This is a genomic window from Nocardiopsis ganjiahuensis DSM 45031, from assembly GCF_000341085.1.
Classification (GTDB): Bacteria; Actinomycetota; Actinomycetes; order Streptosporangiales; family Streptosporangiaceae; genus Nocardiopsis; species Nocardiopsis ganjiahuensis.
Genome location: NZ_ANBA01000008.1, coordinates 33,567 through 55,179, shown reverse-complemented (window position 1 = coordinate 55,179; position 21,613 = coordinate 33,567). Strand labels below are relative to the sequence as shown.

Genomic DNA, 21,613 nt, shown 5'->3' with positions numbered 1-21,613 from the left:
GCCGACGGAAGGTCCCAGCATGCCCAGGAGCACACGAGCCGTTCAGGGCCGACAGCTGGAGCACCCCGAGGCCGGCCAGATCCAGCTGGAGGCGGTGCTGAGCGCGCTCGCCGACCCGATCCGACTGCGCATCGTGCACGACCTCTCCCAGGGGCACGAGGACATGGCCTGCATCGCCTTCGAGCTCCCGGTGAGCAAGTCCACTTCGACCCATCACTTCCGGGTGCTGCGCGAGGCCGGGATCATCCGCCAGTACTACGAGGGCACCTCCCGCATGAGCCGCCTGCGCGAGCAGGACCTGCAGGAACGCTTCCCCGGCCTGCTCGCGGCCGTGCTGAACGCCCAGGACGCACGCCCCTCCCCGGACCGGGACACCGCTGCGACCCCGGGCCGGGACAGGGTCGGCAGCTGAGACCGCCCTATCCCCGGCGCGTGACGGCCACCAGGTAGCGGCAGGTCTCCTCGGTCGGGTTGTGGTACTCACCGGGCGCGGGCGCACCGAGCTGGAGGCAGTCCCCCCGCCCCAGGACGTGCTCGAGCGCCCCCTCGCGGTAGACGAGCGTGCCCGCCAGCACCCAGATCTGGTGGCGGGTGAAGGTGTAGGCCTCCACCGGGTAGGCCACCCGCGCGCCCGCGGGGAGTTCGACCTCGACCAGTTCCAGCGGGCCGCCCGAGGTGGGCGAGACCGCGCGCCTGCGGTAGCCGGTCTCGGGATCGGTCCAGACGGGCTGCTGGTCCCGGCGGGCCAGGCGGCGATCACCCTGCTCGGCCCGGGCGATGAGTTCGGACAGGGTGATGCCCAGCGCGCCGGACAGGCGGCCCAGCAGGGAGGCGGTGGGCTGGGCGTCCCCGTTCTCGATCCGGCTGATCATGGCGCGGGAGACCCCGGAGAGTTCGGCCAGGGCGGCGCCGCTCAGACCGCGCTCGCGGCGCAGGCTCTGGAGGGTCACGGCGAGGGCAGGTCCCAGTTCGTCGCTCATGCGTTCACCATAGTGGACACAATCGCTTATCATCTTCAATTATGAACTCTCTGCTGACACGCGCCGGCATCCGCGACGCCACCGGGGCCGACGCGGCGGCGTGCGCGGCGATCTACGCGCCCTACGTCACCGACACCTCCATCACCTTCGAGCTGGAGCCGCCCTCCCCCGAGGAGATGGCCGAACGCATCACCGCGGCCCAGCGCCGGCACGCGTGGATCGTCCTGGAGGACGAGGGGGGCGTGGCCGGCTACGCCTACGGCGGCACCTTCCGCACCCGCGCCGCCTACCAGTGGACCTGCGAGGTCAGCGTCTACCTGGAGCGGGGACGTCACCGCCGGGGCGCGGGCCGGGCCCTGTACGCCGAACTGATGCCCCGCCTGGCCGAGCGCGGCATGCGCACCGCCATCGCCTGCATGACCCTGCCCAACGACGCCAGCCTGGGCCTGCACCGGGCGATGGGGTTCGAGGACGTGGGGGTCATGCCACGGGTGGGGCACAAGCACGGCGCCTGGCACGACGTGGCCTGGGCCCAGCTGGACCTGGTCCCCGCCGAGTAGAGCCCCGCGGCCGACCTTCCCGGGGGAGGGCCCGAGGCCGGCGGCTCGCTCCCGGGGCCGCCAGGCCTATGCTCGACGAGGTCCCATCTCCCCATCAATCCCCTGGAGGGCTCCTTGACCGCGCACACCGCCCGCCACCGTCCCTCGGGGTTGGCCTTCGCGCTCGCCTCCGCCCTGACCTTCGGCGGTTCGGGGGTCTTCGCCCGCCCCCTGCTGGACGCGGGGATGGACTCGCTGCACGTCACCTGGCTGCGGGTGGCCGGAGCCGCGCTGATCCTGCTGCCCGTTGCGGTCCGCCACTGGCGGGTCGCCCAGCGCAGACCGCTCCTGGTCCTGGCCTACGGCGTCTTCCCCATGGCGGGTGTGCAGGCCCTGTACTTCGCCGCCATCGCCCGCATCCCGGTGGGGATCGCCCTGCTCCTGGAGTTCCTGGGCCCGGTGCTGGTGCTGCTGTGGGTGCGGGTGGTGCGACGCAACCGGGTCTCCCCCGCCGCGGTCGTGGGCGTGGTCCTGGCCGTGGCCGGCCTCGGCCTGCTGCTGGAGGTGTGGGCCGGGATGCGCCTGGACGCGATCGGAGTCGGCCTGGCCCTGGGCGCGGCCGCGGCCCAGGCCGCGTTCTTCCTGCTCGGGGACGCCATGGGCGAGGACACCGACCCGCTGGCGGTGATCGCCTTCGGCGCCCTGATCGCCACGGCCCTGCTGGGTGTGCTCGCCCAGCCCTGGACCCTGCCGTGGGGGCTGCTCGCTCAACCCCTCCCCCTGGGCGGGCTCTCCCTGCCGGGGTGGACCATCGCGCTGTGGCTGGGGCTGGTGTGCACCGCGGTCGCCTACTTCACCGGGGTCTCGGCGATCAAACGGCTGTCCCCGCAGGTCGCGGGTGCCGTGGCCTACCTGGAGGTGGTGACCGCCATCGTGCTGGCCTGGGTGCTGCTCGGTGAGGCCCTCACCCCCGTGCAGATCCTCGGCGCCGTGGTCATCGTGGCCGGTGCCTTCATCGCCCAGACCGCCGTGCCGAGCGCGCCGGAGGCCGCCCCCGCGGCCACGGGGGACGAAGAGGCCCCGGCCGTTGCCGACGCACCCGCTCCCGAGGAGGACCCCGCGACCCTGGACCGCCGCTGAGCGGCCCGCCGAGGGTGCCGCTGAGGCCCCGCCCCCGGAGCGCTCCCCGAAGGCGGGGCCCCGACACCGGCCCGCACCGGCCGGGAAGCGCTCCCGCAGGGGCGGAAACCGCCTGCTCCGGGGCCGTCTTCCGCTCCGACACCGGCCTCGGCTCCCCGGATCGGCCCTACCGCAGGGGCAGGCCCTCGAACTCACCGAAGGGGCCCGCGTCGAACGTCACCGTCTCCACGTCCAGCGGCGGAGCCGGGAAGTGCAGCTGGACCCGGTTGGTCGTGCCGCTCTCGATCAGGTAGGGGTAGCCCACCGGCTCCAGGTAGGGGGTGTCGTCGAACCGCGTACCCACCAGGGGGTTCTCCCCGTCCACCTCGGCCTGTCCGACCCGCAGCGACCGGTAGACGTCACCGCTGCCGGGGTCCTGGATCCCGAACGATCCGAACCGTCCGCCCTGGATCCCGTTCTCACCGAAGAACGCGCCCTGGGCCTGGGTGACGGTGTTGGACCCCGTGTTGGTCAGATCGAACTCGGCGACCACGAACGCGCCGTCGCGGCGCAGGGAGAACAGTTCGAAGTCGTAGGGGAAATTGGTCGAGGCCTCCGCCTGGCCGCGGGCCACCGCCTCCTGGGCGGGCTCGGCGTAGGGCGCGGGCGCAGCGACGTTGCCGGTGCCCACCAGGGACGAGGCGGTCTCCTCCTCCGTGCCGGTCTCCACGCTCTCCTCCACCTTGAGGATGTTGTAGGAGATCTCCACACGACGGTTGCGCGCCCGCGCCTGCTCGTCGTCCTCCCCGCCCTCCTCGGCCACGGGTTCGGTGGCACCACGGCCCTCGGCCGCGTACTCGTAGTCCGTACCCAGCTCCGCCTTCAGGTACCGCAGCACCGCATCGGCGCGGGCCTCGGACAGGGTCTGGTTGTGGTCGTCACCGCCCTGGCCGTCGGTGTGCCCGACGACGGTGATCGGCGGCAGTTCGGGGTCGGCCTTCTCCCGGGTCTCCTGGACCACCGCGTCCAGTGTGGCCGTGGCCTCGGGGGTGAGCTCGGCCTCGTCGAAGGCGAAGAGCACGTCGGCGTCCAGGTCCACCTGGTGTTCGCTGCCGGAGGTCCGGCTGACCGACTCGGCGCTCTCCACGACGCTGTACAGGTCGACGCCCTCCTCGGGGACCGGGCCGTCGGTGACGGGCATCGTGACGGTCTGACCGGGCTCGACGTCCGTGTAGGCGGGCGCCTCCTGTGCGGGGGCCGAGGCCGGGTCCCACGGGGAGTCGAAGGAGTCGTCCACCGCAAGGCCGGTGAAGATCCCCTGGGTGCCGGGGGTGGCGAGGCTGACCCGGCCGGTTCCGGCGGGCAGGGGCGGGAAGTGCGCCTCCAGCTCGTAGTGGGCGCCCACCACCGTTCGGGGGGAGATCTCCGAGCCCACGAACCCCGTGTCGTCCTGGGCGGGGTCGTAGACCCGCTGCCCGACCGGGTCGATGAGGGAGAAACCGATCGGGGCCTGGCCGTGCTTGTTCAGCGCACCCGGGGCGAAGGCGTTCAGGGCGTTGACGTCCTCACCCTCTTCGCCCTCGGGTGAGACGGTCAACCGCAGGACGGTGCGGTCGGCGTAGCCGACGATCTCGTCCACGCGCAGGGTGGAGTCGTAGCGGATGTTGCCGCCGCTGACACCCCGGCGCTCGTAGGGGCCTTCGGGGTAGTCCACGGAGAGCTCTTCGGGGGCGGCCTCACCGGACTCCTCGGGTTCGGAGCCGCCGACCAGGCCGCAGCCCGTAGTCGTGAGTGCCAGGACGGTCAGGGCCGCTCCCGCGCGCAGCCGAAGCCGGCCGGGGGCGGTCAGGGGCACGGGGGCAGAGCGGGTCGCCATGTCGAAAGCCTTCCAAAACGCACAAATACAACATGGCGTTGGACTACGGCAACACCCAGATGGTTCATGGGAGACAGGATTTTATGGATCCCTGACAGGCCAGGTCAGCGCCGTGCGGGCATCGCGATCCGGTCCAGGTCCGCGGCCAGCACCACCGGGCCGTCGAACTCCTCGCCGGCCTGGGCCACGAAGTCCCCCTCCTGCGATTCCTCGTAGCGCTCCGACAGATGGGTCAGCACCAGGAGACGCACGCCCGCCCGGGCGGCGATCCGACCTGCCTGGCGCGCGGTCAGGTGCCCGTACCCTTCTGCCAGATGCTCCTCGGAGTCCAGGTAGGTGGACTCGATGACCAGCATGTCCGCGCCCCGGGCCAGCTCCACCGCCTGGGCGCACACCCCGGTGTCCATCACGAACGCGAACACCTGGCCGGGCCGGGGCACCGCGCACTCGGCCAGCTCCACCACCCGCCCGTCCGCCGACTCCAGCGACCCCTCGAGCTGGAGCCGGGAGATGTCGGGCCCCCGCACCCCGAAGTGCTCCAGGCGCTCGGGCAGCATCCGCCACCCGTCGGGTTCGGTCAGCCGGTAGCCGTAGGCGGGCATCGAGTGGCGCAGCGGAAGCGCCGTGACGGTGAAGGGCTCCTCCGGGCCCACCACGCAACCGCCCGAGCCGCCCACGGGCTGGGGGACGATCACGTCGGTGTCGCGAAAGGACGTGGCGTGGCGCAGCCGGCGCCAGTACTGCTCACCGGAGCCGGGGTAGGCCACCCGCACCGTGTGCCGCACCTGGTCGCGGGCGATGCGCTGGATGATTCCGGGCAGGCCCAGGCTGTGGTCCCCGTGGAAGTGCGTCACACAGATCCGGGTGATGTCGTGGGCGGCCAGACCGGCCGCGCGCATCTGCCGCTGGGTGCCCTCGCCCGGGTCGAACAGCACACCGCGCTCACCCCAGCGCAGGAAGTAGCCGTTGTGGTTGCGCCTGCGGGTGGGCACGGCGCTGGAGGTTCCCAGGACCACGAGTTCGCGTACGGACATGGGGTGCATTGTTCCACCGCTCCCCCGCGCGGCGCTGCTCCGTTTCTCGGCTGCGGTCAGCGCACGCCCGTCGCCCTGGCCCGGATCACCGCCGCGCGGGGGCCGTCGGTGAAGGGGCCTCCGTGCCCGGGCAGCAGGAGGGTGCTGCGCGGCAGTGCGGCCAGGCGGTCCAGCGACTCCAGGGCCCGGACGCTGTCGTGCGTGGACATCCTGCTCACCACCCGCGGCCCCGCACAACCGACGCTGGGGTCGACGGTGACCAGGGCGTCGCCGGTGAACACCACCCCGCGATCCTCGAAGAAGACCAGGACACTGCCCGGGGTGTGGCCCGGCGCGGACAGCACCCGGGGACGGCCCGGCACCTCCTCCAACACCTCGTCGTCACCGAAAACGGTGTACTCGCGCACCCGGGCCGAGCTGAAGGCCCCGGCGTAGCCCAACCGCATCAGTGTCCGAACCGCGGAGGGGTGACGGGCCAGGTAGGGCAGCAGCGACCGTTCGGGGTGGGCGTGGATCATCGCGCTGGTGGGACCGTCCTCCAGGATCGGGGCGTCGCCCTCGTGCACCCACACCCGGGCCCCGCCCTGGTCGCGGGCCCGCTCGGCCAGACCGGTGTGGTCGGGATGGGCGTGGGTGAGCACCACCGCCTTGAGCTGGCCTCCGACCCAGGCGACCGCGTCCAGGAACTGGCCGCTGTGCGCGGGCAGCCCGGCATCCACCATGACCAGCCCGTCAGCGGTCTCCACCAGGTAGAAGTTCACCAGGGGATCGCCGATCCGGTACACGCCGGGAGCGACCTCGTCAGGGACATGGGTCATGTTTCCTCCCGGTGGGTCGTGGGTGGGAACCCGACATCGAACCCCACCCCTCACTTCTACCCGCGAACACCTCTTCTAGCGCTGTGCGACCCACCGGCCGCATTCGCCGCTTGTGCCACACCAGGCCCGCCCGCCTCCTGTTCGCCGACCAGGGCGTGCGTTCCCGTGCCGAGAGGGAGGGCCCGCCGGCGGCACCCGCGGCGGCCTCCCCCGAAGGCCTGCCTCCGGGAGGGCCGTCCCTTCGTCGGTCATATCGGGTTCGACGAACGATTCATCGATTCCGCCACGCGCACCCGATGAGGCGGCCTGAACGTGTCCGGTAAGTGCGGCTTGACACTTTCACCCCCCGTCAGAGACTTCTCGGGGGCTAGACAAACCAGCATCAAAAGCCCGAACACAAGAGGCATGCAGCGCACAGACCAGCCCCAATAATGCTCAAAAGACCAATTCCTGCTACCGTGCGGATCGCGAACTACGGGATGATTTAGGAGACCTGAACATGGGGCAACAGCCTCGCGAGCAGTGGGGGACGCGCGCGGGATTCCTGATGGCCGCGATCGGATCGGCCATCGGACTGGGCAATATCTGGCGATTCCCCTACATCGCCTACGACAACGGGGGCGGGGCCTTCCTCATCCCCTACCTCATCGCTCTGCTGACCGCGGGTATCCCGCTGCTCATCCTCGAGTACAGCATCGGGCACCGGTACCGTTCCTCGGCTCCGCTCGCCTACCGGCGCATCTCTCGCCCCGCCGAGGCCATCGGCTGGTGGCAGGTGGCGATCTGCTTCGTCATCGCCATCTACTACGCCGTCATCGTGGCCTGGGGCGTGCGCTACACCTGGTTCTCCGTCGGGCAGCAGTGGGGCAACGACCCCGACGCGTTCTTCTTCAACGACTTCCTCCAGGTCAGCGCCGAGCCCGGCATGGTCTCCGGCTTCGTCTCCGGAGTGGCCTGGCCGCTGATCGCCGTGTGGGCCGTCGTCCTGGTCGTGCTGGCCCTGGGCGTGCGCAAGGGCATCGAGAAGGCCACCAAGATCTTCATCCCCCTGCTGGTGGTGCTCTTCGTGCTGCTGGTCATCCAGGCCCTCACCCTGGACGGCGCCGCCGCGGGCCTGGACGCCCTGTTCACACCGGACTGGAGCGCCATGCTCGACGGCGGGGTGTGGATCGCCGCCTACGGACAGATCTTCTTCTCCCTGTCCATCGGCTTCGCCATCATGGTCACCTACGCGTCCTACCTGCGCCGCAAGGCCAACCTGACCGGTTCGGCCCTGGTTGCGGGCTTCGCCAACAGCTCCTTCGAGCTCCTGGCCGGCATCGGCGTCTTCGCGGCCCTGGGCTTCATGGCCACCGCCGCGGGAACCAGCGTCGACGAGGTCGCCACCTCCGGCATCGGACTGGCCTTCGTCGCCTTCCCGCAGATCATCTCCACCCTGCCGCTGGGCGGAGCGCTCTTCGGGGTGCTGTTCTTCGCCTCCCTGGTCATCGCCGGTATCACCTCGCTGATCAGCATCGTCCAGGTGATCATCTCGGCGGTCCAGGACCGCACCGGGATGGGCCGTGTCCAGACCGTCCTGCTGGTCGGCGGCGCCACGGCGCTCGCCTCCATCCTGCTCTTCCCCACACCCGAGGGCCTGTACATCCTCGACGCCTTCGACCACTTCATCAACCAGTACGGCATCGCGCTGGCCGGTCTGGTGATGGTGCTCGTGTTCGGCTGGGTCCTGCGCAAGCTGCCCCTGTTCGAGAAGCACGCCAGCTCGATCTCCTCGGTCCGCCTGGACTGGTGGTGGAAGATCGCCCTGGGCGGCCTCACCCCCGTCCTGCTGGGCTTCATGATGTGGGACAGCCTGCGCGCCGAGCTCACCTCCAACTACGAGGGCTACCCCGAGAGCTTCCTTCTGGTCGCCGGCTGGGGCATCGCCATCGGCGCGATCGTCTTCGGCATCGTCGTCGCCTGCATCCCCTGGAAGCGCGCTGACGCCATCGCCCGCCACGACGCCGAACGCGCCGCCGCCGTGCCGGACGGCACGGCCCCGGTCGAGCTGGAGGACCCCAGCCGGATCACGGCCTCCGGCGCGACCGTCCCCAACTCCGACCAGGAAGGGAACCGCTGATGTCCACCAGCGCCATCGTCATGATGGTCTTCTCCATCACCTTGCTGTGGGGCGGTTTCACCGCCGCCATCGTCCACCTGCGACGCCACCCCGACGAACTCGAGTCGGAGTAGCCCCGAGCTGAACCGCAGTTCCCGAGGGGCCGCGAGCCGCACCGAGCGGCCCGCGGCCCCTCGCCGTCGTCCGGACACCCGGCCGGGCCCCGTCACCGCGGGCCCCCGGCCCGGCTGGAGTCGGGGCCGGGCCGGGGACGGCTCAGGCGGCGAACTCCCGAACGATCCGCTCGCAGAACGCCGGAAGGTCGTCCGGGTTGCGGCTCGTGGTGATCCCGTGGTCGGTGACGACCTCCTCCTCCACCACGGTGCCCCCGGCGTTGACGATGTCGGTGCGGATGCTGGGGTAGGAGGTCACGGTGCGCCCGCGCACCGCGTCGGCCTCCACCAGCACCCAGGGCCCGTGGCAGATCGCCGCGACCGGCTTGCCCCGGGCCACGAAGTCGCGCACGAACTGCACCGCGTCAGCGTCCGACCTCAGGTTGTCCGGATTGATCGTGCCACCGGGAATGACCAGGGCGTCGTAGTCCTCGACACCGACCTTGGACACCTCCCGGTCCACATCGAACCGGTCGGCCGGCTCGATGTCGCCGTTCATCGCCTGGATCTGTCCCGGTGATTCGAGCGATCCCGGCAACGACACCAGCTCCACTTCGGCCCCGGCGTCGGTCAGCGCCTGCCTGGGCCGGACCAACTCCACCTGCTCGACCCCGTCGGCGGCCAGAATCGCCACTCGGCGGCCGGTGAGTGCGTCAGCCATGGTGTGCCCCCTCTTAACTGCTCGGATGCGCGGACCCGAACGAGTCCGCTACCACGTGCGGCCCTACCCGCCCAGACCCCTTCACTCACACCCGGGCCCCGCATATGCGACCGCGAACCCCGCGACCCTGCCCGGGATCGCAGAGGGCATCCGTACCCGAACGGCTCCCGTCCACGACCACAGAAGGGGCGCGCATGCCCGCCACCCGCCACCTGTACCTGGCCCGCCACGCCCAGGCCGACCCGGCCACCGGGGAACTCACCGCCGCCGGCCGCCGCCAGGCCGACCTGCTCGGAGCCCGACTGCGCGAGTTCTCCCCCCAGGCCCTGTGGCACGGACCGCTGCCCCGGGCCGAACAGACCGCCCGCCGAGTCGCCGCCCAGCTGAAGGGCGTGACGCCGACAGAACTCCCCGAGGCCGGGGACTACGCACCCCACCTGCCCGAACGCCATGAACTCCCCTCCGCCTGCGCCGACGGCGTCCTGGACTTCCTGGCCCGGATCCCGGACGCCGAACGCTCCCCGGAACTGGGCCGACGGGCACTGGATCTCCTGACCGGCCCCGTGGAGGGTGACTCGGAGCGCAGGGAGGTGGTCATCACCCACGCCTACCTGGTGGGCTGGCTGGTGACCGCGGCGCTGCAGGCCCCGCCCTGGCGGTGGGTGAGCGTGGGGGCCGCCAACGCCGGGCTCACGATCATCCGCCACCCGCCCCGGCACCCCTCCTCGGTGGTGGTGCTCAACGACCTGGCGCATCTGCCGCCCGAGCTGCACTGGACCGGTTTCCCAGCCCGCCTTCGCCCCTGAGCACCCGCACCCGCCCACGGCCCGCCCGGGAGGCCGGCGCGGTACGCGGCCTCACCCGCGGGTCCCCTCCCACACCTGGGCGGGGACCTGCTCGAGCAGGTCGACGAGGGTGTCGGCCCCGGCCACCACGGCGTCGGGCTCGAGTCTGCCGGTGCTCCAGGCCAGAACGTGCCCGCCCGTGAAACGGAACGGCGCCCGCTCCTGGGCCCGCTCCAACAGCCAGGCCCGCAGCTGCGGGCTCAGCACCGCCAGGGCGAAGGCGTCGTCCTGGGCCGCGATCCGGAAGGTGTCGTCGAAGGCCTGCTCGCCGACCTGGAGGTCGTGCACGCCCAGCAGGCCGAGCAGGGTGTGCCCGAAGTGCTCGGCCTTGACCTCCAGGACCGGGGTGGGCGGCGTGGACAGCGCGACGATGGTGTACCGGTGCGTGGTGGTGGTCGTGGTCTGACCGTTGTGGCTGGTGGTGGTGTAGGTGTACTCGTAGGCCAGGACACGGTGACCGCGGTGGTCGGCGCACAGGACGTGTTTGGCCTTGGCGTTGGAACGGCCCGACAGGAAGGGCGTCCCGCCGAACCGGTCGACCAGTTCGGGGCGTTCCCTGTCGTAGTTCCAGCCGTGCTCGCGGGCCCAGGCCGCCAGGGCCTCCGCCCGCTCCCGTTCCGCGGCTGCCGACATCACCGCGATCACGATGATGACGACGACCGCGATGGCCATGAATGCGACGGCGCCACCGGACATGGGGGACACTTCCTCTCAGTGGGGCTCTCCCATGACTGAGACGTCCCTCACTCGGTGCCTGGTTCCCCTCTGTTTCCCGATGTCTGCTTGGGGCGCACCCGTACGTGCGCGCGTTCGCCCTGGGGACCGAACAGGCCCAGGTACTCGACCGGCCCGGGCCCGGGATTGGCCAGGGCGTGCGGGATGCGGGTGTCGAACTCGGCGACCTCCCCGGGCTCGAGCACCATGTCGTGTTCGCCCAGAACCAGCCGCAGCCGGCCCTCCAGGACGTAGAGCCAGTCGTGGCCCTCGTGGGTGCGCTGCTCGATCTGGTCCGCGGGGGTGGTCAGCGGGGCGGTCGTCACCGGGTTGGTGATCCTGTACGCCTGGAGCCCGCCCGGCCTGCGGTTGAGGGGAACGTAGGTGACGCCGTCGCGGACGAAGGCCCCGCGCTGGACCCGGGGGTCCTGGACCCGGGGCTGTCCCACGAGCCGGTCCAGGGGCACCCCGTGCACCCGGGACAACGGCAGCAGGAGTTCCAGGGTGGGGCGCCGCCGGCCCGATTCCAACCGGGACAGGGTGCTCACCGAGATCCCGGTCTGCTCCGACAGCGCGGCCAGCGTGGTGTTGCGTTCCTTGCGCAGGGCTCGCAGCCTCGGACCGACCGCCTCCAGCACCGGTGTGAGTTCGTCTTCCATCCCTTGAATCTGCCACAACCTCCGCGCCCGGGGGCACACCCCCGCACCACGCCACCAGCCACAGCTCACTCACGCTGCTCCTCCCGCCACCGAAGGGGCTTCAGGCTCCGCCACGTCCTCGGGCGCAGCCCCTCAACAGCACCCCGTCCGGCCCTGGGCGGCCACCCGGCAGATCAACACCGCATCGGTCACCGACAGGGCCCCAACACCACGGTGAACAGCACCAACGACACCAGCGCCACCACCGGCACGAGCCCGAGCGTGAGCGCCACGAACACAAAGTGCAGGTTGGTCGTCACCGCGAGCTGCAGCCGGGCCAGAACAACAACGTCCACCGCCCCTCCTCTCGACCCGTCCAGCACACCGCCCGAGCAGCGACTCACACCAGCACAGGAAGAGGGGGCCACCCCCTACCAAGGCCGGGAAAGCCCCCTTCGGCCCCGCCCTTGGTCCTGAACAGAGCGAACACGGCAAAAATCAGAGGGCGGCGCCGGACCACCGGCACTATCGTGTCCACCGCTGTCCCACACCCCGGCCCCTGACCGAGCCGAGACCACCGAGGAGTCACGTTGATCGATCCCCGCCTGGCCGGGCAGACCGTCCTGGTCACCGGAGGAGCCGGAAACATCGGGGCGGCCATCAGCCGCGCCTTCGCCGCACAGGGCGCACGCGTGGCCGTCCACCACCTCGCACAGGACCCGCCCGCCCCCGACCGGGTCGAGTGGGCCCACATCACACCCGACACCGAAGCGGCCGCCCGGCTCGCCGACGAACTCGGCAACGGCTCCTTCGCCGTCAGCGCGGACCTGGCCCAACCCGACCAGGCCCACCGGCTCGTGCACACGGTCACCGAACACGCCGGGGCGCTCAACGTCCTGGTCAACAACGCCGCTCACTGCGAGTCACCGGACACCGTCGAGTCGTTGACCGCACCCTCACTGCAGCGGCACTACCAGGTCAACACCATCGCCCCCGCGGTCCTGACCGCCGAGGCGGCCCGCCTGCGCCGCGGCGACGACCCGCTGTCCGTCATCAACATCACCACCGACGCGGCCCGCGCCTTCCCCGGCCAGACCGGCTACGGCACCTCCAAAGCGGCACTGGAGGCCCTCACCCGCTCCAACGCACTGGACCTGGCAGCCCGTGGGATACGGGTCAACGCCGTCGCACCGGGCCCGGTCCAAACCGGCTGGATCACCGACGACCTCCTCCTCCAAGCCACCCGGATCGTGCCCATGGGCAGGGTCGGCGAACCGGACGACATCGCCGACGCCGTGCTCTTCCTCGCCTCCCACCAGGCCCGCTGGATCACCGGGCAGGTACTCCAGGTCGCCGGCGGCCACGCGCTCTGACCACCCCGCACACCGCAACCCCCACCAAAGTCGGGAATGCCCACCCAACCACCGCGACCTTGGTCGGTGAACACGACCGCCACACCCCCACACCGGGGCTCCCGTCCTAGGCTGACCCCATGCGACTCGGCCTGCCGCCACCCGCCCGGCACACCCTGGTGGACCTGGCCACCGTCGGCACCAGCGCCCTGATGGGCGCCTCCCTGGCCCGCACCGTCTGCGCGGACTCCCCCGTCCCCGCCGGGGCGGTCCTGACCGTGTGCCTGCTGCTCTCGGTGACCCTGCTGTGGCGGCGCACCGCACCGGCGGCCGTCCTGTGGGCCGCCACCGCCGCGGGCCTGCTCGCCATCGCGACCGCCCTGGCCACCGGCCCCCTCTTCGGCCCCGACACCGCCTCCACCCTGGCCTGGTTCCCGCCCACCGCACCCTTCGCCGCCTACACCGCGGCCCTGCGCACCCCGCCCGACCGCAGGTTCTGGCTCCCCTTCGCCGCCCTGGTCCTGGTCTGCCTGCTGGCCGCCGACCCCACCGGCATCAGCGAAACGGGGGTACGCACCGTGCTGTTCGTGGACCTGGCCGCCGCCGTGGCCCTGTACCTGTCCACACACCGACGCCTGGTCGAGGCGCTGCGCGAGCGGGCCCGACGCGCCGAGAACGAACAACACCTGCTCGCCCACCAGGCCCGCGCCGACGAACGCGCCCGACTGGCCACCGAGATGCACGACATCGTCACCCACCGCGTCAGCCTCATCGTGCTCCAGGCCGGAGCCCTGCGCGTGACCGCCCCCGACCAGACCGTGCGCACCGCCGCCGAGGAAATACGCGCCACCGGCCACCGCGCCCTGAGCGAACTGCGCGACCTGACCGGGGTGCTCTCCCAAGGACACGACCCCACCGACCCGCCCCTCCCGGGCAACGGCCTCGACGGCCCCGACCCCCGGCAGCTGGTTCAGGACACCCGCGCCACCGGCACCACCGTGGACCTGCGCACCCACGGCGACCCCGCCCTCGCCTCACCCCTGGTCGCCGCCACCCTGCACCGGGTCCTCCAGGAGTCCCTGACCAACGTGCACAAACACGCCCCCGGCGCCCGGGTGGGGGTCCGACTGCGCTACGGCCCCACCACGGTGCGGGTCCACGTCACCAACACCCCGCCCACCGGCACCCCCGACCCCGACCTCCTCTCCTCGGGATCGAGCCGGGGCCTGGCCGGGCTGCGCCGCCGGGTGGAACTCCTCGGCGGGCTGCTCGACGCCCGACCCACCCCCCAGGGCGGGTTCGAGGTGCTGGCCCGACTCCCCGCCCACGTCCCCCTCGGCGCCCGCACCCCGCCGGGACCGGACTCCCCCGCGTGATCGCCGCCCCAGACCACCCCCAGCCCAGGACGACCGCCTCCAGCGAAGGAACCCGCCGGTGACCCACGAACCCCACTCCACGACCCGCGTCCTGATCGTGGACGACGACCCCCTGGTCTGCGCCCACCTGCGCACCATCTTGGGCGTGGACCCGCACATCAGCGTCCTGGACCAGGTCCACGACGGCCAGGCCGCCCTCGACGCCGTCCGCCGCCACACCCCCGACCTCGTCCTGATGGACCTGCGCATGCCCGTGCGCGACGGCATCAGCGCCACCCAGGAGATCACCGCCCTGCCCGCACCGCCGGTGGTGGTCGCCCTGACCACCTTCGACGCCGACGAGTACGTGCTGCGCGCCCTGCACGCGGGCGCCTCGGGCTTCCTGCTCAAGTCCACCCCGCCCGAGGAGCTGGCCTCCCTGGTCCGGGTCGCCGCCCAGGGGCACACCGTCATGTCCCCCGAGGCCACCCGCCGCCTGCTCGCCTGCGCCCACACCGCCCAGTCCCACCGCCTGGACCGGGCCACCCTGGTGGCCTCCCTGACCGAACGCGAGACCGAGGTCCTGACCGGCCTGGGCGAGGGCCTGACCAACGGCCAGATCGCGGGCCGCCTCTTCCTGACCGAGGCCACCGTCAAAGGGCACGTCTCCCGCCTGCTGGAGAAACTGGGCTGCGACAACCGCACCCAGGCCGGGCTCCTGGCCTACGAGGCGGGCCTACGCTGAGGGCCACAGCACCCACCACCACACACGCGCGAGGAACACACGTTGGACGAGCCCACGCACCGGCTGCGCCCCGTCGACCTGGCCCGAGCCGCCGGCATCTCCACCCAACAGGTGCGCAACCACGCCGACGAGGGCATCCTGCCCCCGACCACCCGCACCCCTTCGGGGTACCGGGTCTTCACCGACGACCACCGCCGGGCCCTGCTCACCTTCCGCGCCCTGAGCGCGGGTCTGGGCAGCACCACCGCACGCCAGATCATGGCCGCCGTGCACGCCGAGGACCTGCCCGGGGCACTGGCACTGATCGACGCCGCCCACCACACCCTGCACGAACAGCGCACCGCCCTGCACACCGCCGGCCAGGCCCTGGAAGCGATCGCCGAACAGACCCCCCGAGCACCCGCCGCCCCCAGCGGTGACCTGCGCATCGGCGAGCTCGCCGCCCACCTGGGGGTGCGCACCTCCACCCTGCGCGTGTGGGAGGAGGCCGGGCTGCTCGCCCCCCGGCGCGAGCACCCCACCGGCTACCGCCTCTACACCCCCGCCGACGTACGCGAGGCCCGCATGGTGCACCTGCTCCGCCAGGTCCGCTACCCGCTGCCCGACATCCCCCCGGTCATGGCCGAACTCCGCCGCAGCGGCGACAGCCAGGCCCTGCACGCGGCCCTGGCCCAGCGCGGCGGCGAACTCACCCGGCGCTCGCGGGCCATGCTCACCGCCGCCGCCCACCTGGAGGACTACGCCCGAAGCCGCTGAGTCGAAGCAGCCGCCTCCTGCACGGCGAACACCTTGCCCGGGTTGAAGATCCCCTCGGGGTCCAGCGCGCCCTTGACCGCCCGGTGCATCGCCAACACGTGCGGGCCCAGCTCGTCGGCGGCGCCGCGCATCTTCAACAGGCCCACCCCGTGCTCGCCGGTGACCGTCCCACCCACCGCCAAGGCCTCGTCCACGATCACCTCGAACGCCTGCTTGGCCCGGTTCTTGGCCTCCTCGTCACCGGCCGGCACGATGAACAACGGGTGCAGGTTCCCGTCCCCGGCGTGGGCGATGTTGCCGATCTTGGTGTCGAAGCGCTCCCCGGCCGCCTCGATCGCCTCCAACATGTGCGGCACCTTCGCCTTGGGCACGCACACGTCCTCGGTCAGCAAGGGCCCCAACCGCTCCAGCGCCGGGTAGGCCAGCCGCCGCGCCTGGAAGAGCGCCTCGGCCTCCTCCTCGTCGGTGGAACGCACCGCGTAGACCGCCTTCTCCTGCTCGAAGCACTCCAGGATCCGGTCGGCCTCCTCCTGCCCCGAAGCCCCGGGCAGGTCGCTGCGGGCCAGCAGCAGCACCTCACCCTCGGCGGACAGCCCCATGTTCTTCCACTCGTCCACAGCCTGCAGGCAGAACCGGTCGATGAGCTCCAGCGCCGAGGGGACGATGCCCGCCGCCGAGACCGCGGCGACCGCCCGCCCGGCGTCCACCAGGGAGTCGAAGTAGCCCACCACCGTGTGCTCCACACCCCGGCGCAGCGGCACCAGCCGCAACGTCACCTCGGTGACCAGGCCCAACGTGCCCTCCGAACCCACCATGAGCCCGGCCAGGTCGTACCCGGTCACCCCCTTGGCGGTGGTCCTGCCCAGCCGCACCACCTCACCGGTGCCCACCACGGCCTCCATGCCCAGCACGTAGTCCCGGGTGACCCCGTACTTGACGCAGCACAGCCCGCCCGCGTTGGTGGCCACGTTCCCGCCGATCGTCGACCACGGCGCCGAGGCCGGGTCCGGCGGGTACCACAGACCGTCCTGGGCGACCCGCTCACGCAGGTCGTTGTTGACCACACCCGGCTGGACCGTGACGGTCTGCTGGACGGGGTCCACCTCCAGCACCCGGTTCATCCGCTCGAAGGAGACCACCACCCAGCCCTCGGCGGCGTTGGCCGCGCCCGACAGACCGGTCCCGGCCCCGCGCCCGACCAGAGCGACCCCGCGCCCGGCGCAGATGCGCACCACCCGGGCCACGTCAGCGGTGTCCCGGGGCCGCACCACGGCGACCGGTCCGCCGTAGGGCGCCCACTCGGCCTCGTCGTGCGAGTAGCCCTCCATCACCGCGGGATCGGTGACCACCTGTTCCGCTCCGATCGCGGCCAACAGCTCCTCGACGACCACGGACATGGGCACACTCCTCACCACTGTGTGTCGGCGCTCACTGCGCCGACGCTGCCCAGCACTCTAACCGGACAACCCACCACACAACCCACACCGGAGGGCGGGACCGGCCCTTCGAACGAGTGCGATCCCTGCCCCCGCAGGACCCGCGCCCCGGGCCGCCCACGGGGTTCGCACACCCCGGGCCACCCTGCGACGACGCGCACCGAAACCCCACCAAAAGTCCCCAAAATCACCCGTACGCGGTGTTAGCGTGGACCACCGAAGCCCGACAAGCGCCGACAACGGCCGCGGAGGTGGGGACGTGAACACGATCCTGGTCACCGGAGCCACCGGAACCCTGGGCGCCCCACTCGTGGAACAACTGCGCCGCACCGACCACCCGGTCCACACCCTGAGCCGCCACCCCGGCTCCCTGCAGGACACCGCCCACGCCGTGGACCTGCGCACCGGCCACGGACTCCACGACGCCCTGACCGGCATCCACACCGTCGTGCACTGCGCCACCAACCCCACCGGCGGCGACCTCCAGGCCGCCACCCACCTCATCCGCGCCGCCCGCACCGCCGGAGTCACCCACCTGGTCTACGTCTCCATCGTCGGCTGCGACCGCATCCCCCTGGGCTACTACCGCACCAAACACACCGTCGAGCAGGCCCTGCTCACCTGCGGCCTGGGCGTGACCGTCCTGCGCACCACCCAGTTCCACCAGCTCGTGGCGGCCCTGTGCGCCCGCGCGGCCCGCCTGCCCCTGATGCCCTACCCCGACATCGACGTCCAGCCCGTCGACCCGGCCGAGGTCGCCCTACGCCTGGCCCGCCTGGCCCAGGAAGAACCCGCCGGACGCGTGGCCGACCTGGGCGGACCCCAGGTGGAGTCCTTCCACGACCTGGCCGCCACCTACCTGCAGGCCACCGCGACCCCGCGCCGCCCGGTACCGCTGCGCCTACCCGGAGCGGTCTTCGCCGCCTACCGCTCCGGAGCCCACCTGACCCCGGACCAGGCCGTGGGCCGCACCACGTTCGCCCAGTTCCTCACCCGCACCTGACCCCTAACACCGAACCACCGACCCGCCCCGCCGGGGGCTCCCACCACACACCCGCCACCACGACCCGAGGAACCCACCCGCCGCCTCCACCACCCCACTGAAGCGACAACAACAGCTCCCACACCCCGCGAACGCCCGCTCCGGACGATAATCAGAACGTGATCCCCTCTCGCCTACGCAGCCTCGCCGTCCTCGAACACGTCAACATCGTCCTGTTCGCAGCGGTGCTGTTCGGGCTCCTCCACACACCCCCCAGCACCGCCAACCTGGTCGGCTTCGCCCTGCTGGCCCTCCTCCTGGGACAGGGCGGCACGTACTGGTGGCTCAAACTCCGCCAACTCCGCACCCGCGCACCACACCCACCGGGAATCGCCCTCCTGGGAGCGCTGTGCCACCTCAACACCGCCCTGTTCGCCCTGGGCGGCATCCTCATCGCCTGGTCCGGAGCCCAGGGCGCCCACGGCACCCACCTGTGGCCGGGGGCAGCCCTGTGGGCGTTCGCACTCATCGAGCACCTCAACTACTTCCACCTGCAGCTCTCCCACCAGAACCGAGCCGACCTGGCCCGGCTGCGCCGCACACGCCGCCTGCACCGCTCACACCTGGCCCGCGACCTGGCCCGCCACCGCGCTCAACGACTCAGCTTCCGATAACGCCGCAGCGCCAGCGGAACGAACACCGCCAACAACACCAACGGCCACACCACCGCCATGAGCAGAGCGTTCTGCGCCACCCACGACTCACCCACCACCGTGGTGTTGCCGAACAACTCCCGACAGGCCAACACCGTCGCCGAGAGCGGATTCCACTCGGCCACCGGCGCCAACCAGGGCGGAATCACCTCGGTGGGCACGAACGTCTCCGCCACCATCGCCAACGGAAACACCAGCGAGAAGAACTTCATCGCCGCCTCCGGGCTACGCACCAGCAACCCCAGGTAGATCCCGATCCAGGTGAACGCCAACCGCAACAGCAACAGCAAACCCAGCGCCGCCAACGCCGCCCCGGGACCGTTGTGCCACTGCCACCCGATCAGCAACCCCATCCCCACCAGGACCACCAGGTCCACCATCGCCGAGACCACATCGGCCATACTGCGCCCCACCAACAACGCCGAGGGCGCCATCGGCAGCGTCCGGAACCGGTCCACCACACCACGGCCCACATCCGTGACCACCGCGATCGTCGTGTTCCCGATCCCGAACGCCATCGTCAACGCGAACAACCCCGGCATCAGGAAGTCACGGTAGTCCTCACCGCCCACCCCCATGGCCGCACCCATCGCCTCCCCGAAGACGAACCCGAACAACAGCACCGCCAGCACCGGGATCATCAGAGTGCCGACCACCTCGTCGGGCTTGTACACCAGGTGCGCCAGGTAACGGCGCGCCACCACCGCCGAGTCGGCCACCGCCCACCCCGCACGGGCAACCCACGCGCGCGGCCCCCGCGGCTCACCCTCGGGAACCACCGCTTCGAAACCCTCCGGCCCGCCCACGCCCGGTCCCGCCGGTGTGACGCTCATGATGGCTCCTCCCCGCTCTGGTGCCCGGTCAGACTCAGGAACACGTCGTCCAGCGTCGGACGGCGCAACGCGATGTCCTCCACGTCCAGACCCGCCTCGTCCAGAGCCCGCACCACCTTGGCCAGCGCCGCACCCCGCCCGCCCATGCAAGCGCGCACGCTCAGCGCGTCCCGGTCCACCTCCGGCGGCGCCCCGGCCATTCGGCCCAGCACCTCCGCGGCCACCGCCAACTCCTCGGCGCGGGCCACCACGACCTCCACCCGGCCGCCGCCCACCCGCGACTTCAACTCCTCCGGGCTGCCCTCGGCGATCACCCTGCCCGCGTCCACCACCGAGACCCGATCGGCCAACCGGTCGGCCTCCTCCAGGTACTGCGTGGTCAGCAGCACCGTGGTACCCGCCGCCACCAGTTCACGCACGGCCCGCCACACCTCGGCGCGGCTGCGCGGATCCAGCCCCGTCGTGGGCTCGTCCAGGAACAGCACCCTGGGATCGAGCACCAACCCGGCCGCCAGATCCAACCGGCGGCGCATCCCACCCGAATAGGTCCGCACCGACCGGTCCGCGGCCCCCGCCAGGTCGAAGCGCTCCAGCAGTTCCGCGGCCCGCTCCTTGGACCGGCGCCGCCCCAGGTGGTAGAGGCGCCCGAACATCTCCAGGTTGCGGCGCCCGCTGAGGATCTCGTCCACCGCCGCGTACTGGCCCACGAACCCGATCCGCGACCTCACCAACCGGGCCTGGGTGGCCACGTCGGCCCCAGCCACCCGGGCCCGCCCCCCGTCGAACCCCAACAGCGTGGCCAGCACCCGCACCGACGTGGTCTTACCCGCCCCGTTGGGGCCCAGCAACCCGTGCACGGTCCCCGGCGCCACAGCCAGGTCCACCCCCTCCAGGGCGACCTTGCCGCCCGGGTAGAGCTTGCGCAGCCCCTCGGCCAGGATCACCGGTTCGCCGCTCATGACAACGCCACCTCCCTGACCTGCTCACTCCGGACCCGCCGCGGCACCGGCACCGTCACCGGGGTCACCTCGTCGTAGCGCCCCAGCGCGATCCGCGCGATGTTGCGCACCGACTCACTGCCCTGCAGGTAGTACGAGCAGTGCCCGGGGATGTCACCGGTCTCGAACACCCGGGCCCCGTACCCCCGCCGCATCGGTGAGGGCCCGTGCCCGACCTCGCCCACGTGCCCCCGGGGAAAGAACCGGATCCAGTCGCTGGGGCCCAGGGCCGCCCACAGGTTGCCCTCGAACCCCAGTTCCTGGCGGGTCCGGGTGCCCATACCGGGACTGCCCAGCGCCACACAGTCACTGACCCGCCCCTGTTCCAGGGCCAGACCGCACACCACCGTGCCGTAGCTGTGCCCCACCAGCGTCACCCGCGCCGAACTGGGCAGGAACCGCGTCAACCGGGCCAGATCCCGGGCCCCGTCCATGGCCGGGCGGCGCGAGACCGCCTCCCCGAACCCGCGCGGGGTCCGGTAACCCACCCACACCACCACCGCCACACGCTCACCGGGCGCCACCTCACGCATCGTGTTCAGCAGTGTCTCGGCGTTGGCGCGCGGCCGCGTGGCCCGCTTCTGGTTGAAGTAGTTGCCCAGGTAGTTGTCGTTACCCGGCACCAGGACCGCGACATGGTCCGCGGTGGCCGCGTCCCCCAGCTCCTCCACGATCCGGCCGTCCTCGGTGCCGTCACAGGCGAGCAGGCGCACGCCGTACTCCACAGTGCGCTCATAGCGCAGCGGGTCGGTGTCCGAGATGGTGGATGGGCCCGCCGCGACCATGTTTCTCCCCGAAGTTCCGCGTACAACAGGCTTTCTGATGTGTTCCACGCTAGAACCGCGGGTGCCCCTGGCACGATGACGCAGACACCCTCTTCCAGGTCCAGTCCTGCCCACCAAGAACGGTGGTGCCAGCACTACCGGAAACACGGCCCAACGGCCTGAC

The 21,613-nt window shown here is 71.7% G+C and carries 24 protein-coding genes; 12 read left to right on the top strand and 12 right to left on the bottom strand.

What is annotated here, in order from left to right:
* Nucleotides 1-19 precede the first annotated feature (19 nt).
* Entirely contained in the window at nt 20-412 is a 393-nt protein-coding gene (locus D458_RS0108830) for an ArsR/SmtB family transcription factor (RefSeq protein WP_017586370.1), read from the top strand.
* 7 nt (nt 413-419) lie between these two features.
* Here the strand turns inward: D458_RS0108830 and D458_RS0108825 are convergent, their stop codons facing one another.
* Complete coding sequence (locus D458_RS0108825; protein ID WP_017586369.1) at nt 420-980, bottom strand: helix-turn-helix domain-containing protein; 561 nt, start codon at nt 978-980, stop codon at nt 420-422.
* Nucleotides 981-1,021: 41 nt separating this feature from the next.
* On the opposite strand from D458_RS0108825, the gene D458_RS0108820 reads away from it, so the two are divergent.
* Nucleotides 1,022-1,540 (top strand): GNAT family N-acetyltransferase, encoded by a 519-nt coding sequence (locus D458_RS0108820; RefSeq protein ID WP_017586368.1) that lies wholly within the window; start codon nt 1,022-1,024, stop codon nt 1,538-1,540.
* Nucleotides 1,541-1,654: 114 nt separating this feature from the next.
* Nucleotides 1,655-2,659, top strand: coding sequence for an EamA family transporter (locus D458_RS0108815; protein ID WP_017586367.1), 1,005 nt, complete (start codon nt 1,655-1,657; stop codon nt 2,657-2,659).
* 166 nt (nt 2,660-2,825) lie between these two features.
* Here D458_RS0108815 and D458_RS0108810 read toward each other — a convergent pair whose 3' ends face one another.
* From D458_RS0108810 to D458_RS0108800, 3 genes are all read right to left on the bottom strand, one after another.
* On the bottom strand, nt 2,826-4,514 hold the full coding sequence (locus D458_RS0108810; protein WP_017586366.1) for an OmpA family protein: 1,689 nt from the start codon (nt 4,512-4,514) through the stop codon (nt 2,826-2,828).
* Between the two features lie 104 nt (nt 4,515-4,618).
* Entirely contained in the window at nt 4,619-5,548 is a 930-nt protein-coding gene (locus tag D458_RS0108805; RefSeq protein WP_017586365.1) for a ribonuclease Z, read from the bottom strand.
* Between the two features lie 56 nt (nt 5,549-5,604).
* Complete coding sequence (locus D458_RS0108800) at nt 5,605-6,366, bottom strand: MBL fold metallo-hydrolase (RefSeq protein WP_017586364.1); 762 nt, start codon at nt 6,364-6,366, stop codon at nt 5,605-5,607.
* A gap of 499 nt (nt 6,367-6,865) precedes the next feature.
* On the opposite strand from D458_RS0108800, the gene D458_RS0108795 reads away from it, so the two are divergent.
* Both D458_RS0108795 and D458_RS35405 read left to right on the top strand, forming a co-directional pair.
* Complete coding sequence (locus tag D458_RS0108795; protein WP_026119126.1) at nt 6,866-8,485, top strand: sodium-dependent transporter; 1,620 nt, start codon at nt 6,866-6,868, stop codon at nt 8,483-8,485.
* Nucleotides 8,485-8,598, top strand: a complete 114-nt coding sequence (locus D458_RS35405; protein ID WP_017586362.1) for a methionine/alanine import family NSS transporter small subunit — start codon at nt 8,485-8,487, stop codon at nt 8,596-8,598. Before D458_RS0108795 ends, D458_RS35405 begins: the two co-directional genes overlap by 1 nt.
* A 142-nt stretch (nt 8,599-8,740) precedes the next feature.
* On the opposite strand, the gene D458_RS0108785 is transcribed toward D458_RS35405, so the two are convergent.
* Nucleotides 8,741-9,298 carry a type 1 glutamine amidotransferase domain-containing protein gene (locus D458_RS0108785; RefSeq protein ID WP_017586361.1) on the bottom strand — a complete coding sequence of 186 codons (558 nt, stop codon included), beginning with the start codon at nt 9,296-9,298 and terminating at the stop codon, nt 8,741-8,743.
* Between the two features lie 194 nt (nt 9,299-9,492).
* Here D458_RS0108785 and D458_RS0108780 point away from each other — a divergent pair, with 194 nt between their 5' ends.
* The gene (locus D458_RS0108780; protein ID WP_017586360.1) at nt 9,493-10,104 is read left to right on the top strand and encodes a histidine phosphatase family protein; all 612 of its coding nucleotides are present in this window, start codon (nt 9,493-9,495) and stop codon (nt 10,102-10,104) included.
* Between the two features lie 51 nt (nt 10,105-10,155).
* On the opposite strand, the gene D458_RS0108775 is transcribed toward D458_RS0108780, so the two are convergent.
* From D458_RS0108775 to D458_RS36705, 3 genes are all read right to left on the bottom strand, one after another.
* The gene (locus D458_RS0108775) at nt 10,156-10,839 is read right to left on the bottom strand and encodes a hypothetical protein (RefSeq protein ID WP_017586359.1); all 684 of its coding nucleotides are present in this window, start codon (nt 10,837-10,839) and stop codon (nt 10,156-10,158) included.
* 47 nt (nt 10,840-10,886) lie between these two features.
* Nucleotides 10,887-11,516, bottom strand: coding sequence for a helix-turn-helix domain-containing protein (locus D458_RS33230; RefSeq protein ID WP_017586358.1), 630 nt, complete (start codon nt 11,514-11,516; stop codon nt 10,887-10,889).
* 188 nt (nt 11,517-11,704) lie between these two features.
* Nucleotides 11,705-11,851, bottom strand: coding sequence for a cytochrome ubiquinol oxidase subunit I (locus D458_RS36705; RefSeq protein WP_017586357.1), 147 nt, complete (start codon nt 11,849-11,851; stop codon nt 11,705-11,707).
* A gap of 234 nt (nt 11,852-12,085) precedes the next feature.
* On the opposite strand from D458_RS36705, the gene D458_RS0108760 reads away from it, so the two are divergent.
* The 4 genes from D458_RS0108760 to D458_RS0108745 all read left to right on the top strand — a co-directional run bounded on the left by D458_RS0108760 (nt 12,086) and on the right by D458_RS0108745 (nt 15,703).
* The gene (locus tag D458_RS0108760; protein WP_017586356.1) at nt 12,086-12,868 is read left to right on the top strand and encodes an SDR family NAD(P)-dependent oxidoreductase; all 783 of its coding nucleotides are present in this window, start codon (nt 12,086-12,088) and stop codon (nt 12,866-12,868) included.
* A gap of 119 nt (nt 12,869-12,987) precedes the next feature.
* Complete coding sequence (locus D458_RS0108755) at nt 12,988-14,223, top strand: sensor histidine kinase (RefSeq protein ID WP_017586355.1); 1,236 nt, start codon at nt 12,988-12,990, stop codon at nt 14,221-14,223.
* Between the two features lie 58 nt (nt 14,224-14,281).
* Nucleotides 14,282-14,947, top strand: a complete 666-nt coding sequence (locus tag D458_RS0108750) for a response regulator transcription factor (RefSeq protein ID WP_017586354.1) — start codon at nt 14,282-14,284, stop codon at nt 14,945-14,947.
* Nucleotides 14,948-14,989: 42 nt separating this feature from the next.
* Nucleotides 14,990-15,703 carry a MerR family transcriptional regulator gene (locus D458_RS0108745; protein WP_017586353.1) on the top strand — a complete coding sequence of 238 codons (714 nt, stop codon included), beginning with the start codon at nt 14,990-14,992 and terminating at the stop codon, nt 15,701-15,703.
* Here the strand turns inward: D458_RS0108745 and D458_RS0108740 are convergent.
* On the bottom strand, nt 15,685-17,100 hold the full coding sequence (locus D458_RS0108740) for an FAD-binding oxidoreductase (RefSeq protein WP_017586352.1): 1,416 nt from the start codon (nt 17,098-17,100) through the stop codon (nt 15,685-15,687). The genes D458_RS0108745 and D458_RS0108740 overlap by 19 nt on opposite strands.
* A gap of 298 nt (nt 17,101-17,398) precedes the next feature.
* Here D458_RS0108740 and D458_RS0108735 point away from each other — a divergent pair, with 298 nt between their 5' ends.
* Together D458_RS0108735 and D458_RS0108730 are read left to right on the top strand one after the other, a co-directional pair.
* Nucleotides 17,399-18,142 carry an SDR family oxidoreductase gene (locus tag D458_RS0108735; protein ID WP_017586351.1) on the top strand — a complete coding sequence of 248 codons (744 nt, stop codon included), beginning with the start codon at nt 17,399-17,401 and terminating at the stop codon, nt 18,140-18,142.
* 158 nt (nt 18,143-18,300) lie between these two features.
* Nucleotides 18,301-18,795, top strand: coding sequence for a hypothetical protein (locus tag D458_RS0108730; RefSeq protein WP_017586350.1), 495 nt, complete (start codon nt 18,301-18,303; stop codon nt 18,793-18,795).
* On the opposite strand, the gene D458_RS0108725 is transcribed toward D458_RS0108730, so the two are convergent.
* From D458_RS0108725 to D458_RS0108715, 3 genes are read right to left on the bottom strand one after another with little or no spacing between them, the layout of a single operon-like run.
* On the bottom strand, nt 18,774-19,667 hold the full coding sequence (locus D458_RS0108725; RefSeq protein ID WP_040702296.1) for an ABC transporter permease: 894 nt from the start codon (nt 19,665-19,667) through the stop codon (nt 18,774-18,776). The genes D458_RS0108730 and D458_RS0108725 overlap by 22 nt on opposite strands.
* Nucleotides 19,664-20,626, bottom strand: coding sequence for a daunorubicin resistance protein DrrA family ABC transporter ATP-binding protein (locus tag D458_RS0108720; protein WP_017586348.1), 963 nt, complete (start codon nt 20,624-20,626; stop codon nt 19,664-19,666). Before D458_RS0108720 ends, D458_RS0108725 begins: the two co-directional genes overlap by 4 nt.
* Complete coding sequence (locus D458_RS0108715; protein WP_017586347.1) at nt 20,623-21,450, bottom strand: alpha/beta hydrolase; 828 nt, start codon at nt 21,448-21,450, stop codon at nt 20,623-20,625. The genes D458_RS0108720 and D458_RS0108715 overlap by 4 nt, the downstream gene beginning before the upstream one ends.
* Nucleotides 21,451-21,613: the final 163 nt, after the last annotated feature.

What these genes read in the sequence shown, in the direction of transcription:
- D458_RS0108830 (WP_017586370.1), top strand. Translation starts at nt 20, where the DNA reads ATGCCCAGGAGCACACGAGCCGTTCAGGGCCGACAGCTGGAGCACCCC.
- D458_RS0108825 (WP_017586369.1), bottom strand. Translation starts at nt 980, where the DNA reads ATGAGCGACGAACTGGGACCTGCCCTCGCCGTGACCCTCCAGAGCCTG.
- D458_RS0108820 (WP_017586368.1), top strand. Translation starts at nt 1,022, where the DNA reads ATGAACTCTCTGCTGACACGCGCCGGCATCCGCGACGCCACCGGGGCC.
- D458_RS0108810 (WP_017586366.1), bottom strand. Translation starts at nt 4,514, where the DNA reads ATGGCGACCCGCTCTGCCCCCGTGCCCCTGACCGCCCCCGGCCGGCTT.
- D458_RS0108805 (WP_017586365.1), bottom strand. Translation starts at nt 5,548, where the DNA reads ATGTCCGTACGCGAACTCGTGGTCCTGGGAACCTCCAGCGCCGTGCCC.
- D458_RS0108800 (WP_017586364.1), bottom strand. Translation starts at nt 6,366, where the DNA reads ATGACCCATGTCCCTGACGAGGTCGCTCCCGGCGTGTACCGGATCGGC.
- D458_RS0108795 (WP_026119126.1), top strand. Translation starts at nt 6,866, where the DNA reads ATGGGGCAACAGCCTCGCGAGCAGTGGGGGACGCGCGCGGGATTCCTG.
- D458_RS35405 (WP_017586362.1), top strand. Translation starts at nt 8,485, where the DNA reads ATGTCCACCAGCGCCATCGTCATGATGGTCTTCTCCATCACCTTGCTG.
- D458_RS0108785 (WP_017586361.1), bottom strand. Translation starts at nt 9,298, where the DNA reads ATGGCTGACGCACTCACCGGCCGCCGAGTGGCGATTCTGGCCGCCGAC.
- D458_RS0108780 (WP_017586360.1), top strand. Translation starts at nt 9,493, where the DNA reads ATGCCCGCCACCCGCCACCTGTACCTGGCCCGCCACGCCCAGGCCGAC.
- D458_RS0108775 (WP_017586359.1), bottom strand. Translation starts at nt 10,839, where the DNA reads ATGTCCGGTGGCGCCGTCGCATTCATGGCCATCGCGGTCGTCGTCATC.
- D458_RS33230 (WP_017586358.1), bottom strand. Translation starts at nt 11,516, where the DNA reads ATGGAAGACGAACTCACACCGGTGCTGGAGGCGGTCGGTCCGAGGCTG.
- D458_RS0108755 (WP_017586355.1), top strand. Translation starts at nt 12,988, where the DNA reads ATGCGACTCGGCCTGCCGCCACCCGCCCGGCACACCCTGGTGGACCTG.
- D458_RS0108740 (WP_017586352.1), bottom strand. Translation starts at nt 17,100, where the DNA reads ATGTCCGTGGTCGTCGAGGAGCTGTTGGCCGCGATCGGAGCGGAACAG.
- D458_RS0108725 (WP_040702296.1), bottom strand. Translation starts at nt 19,667, where the DNA reads ATGAGCGTCACACCGGCGGGACCGGGCGTGGGCGGGCCGGAGGGTTTC.
- D458_RS0108720 (WP_017586348.1), bottom strand. Translation starts at nt 20,626, where the DNA reads ATGAGCGGCGAACCGGTGATCCTGGCCGAGGGGCTGCGCAAGCTCTAC.
- D458_RS0108715 (WP_017586347.1), bottom strand. Translation starts at nt 21,450, where the DNA reads ATGGTCGCGGCGGGCCCATCCACCATCTCGGACACCGACCCGCTGCGC.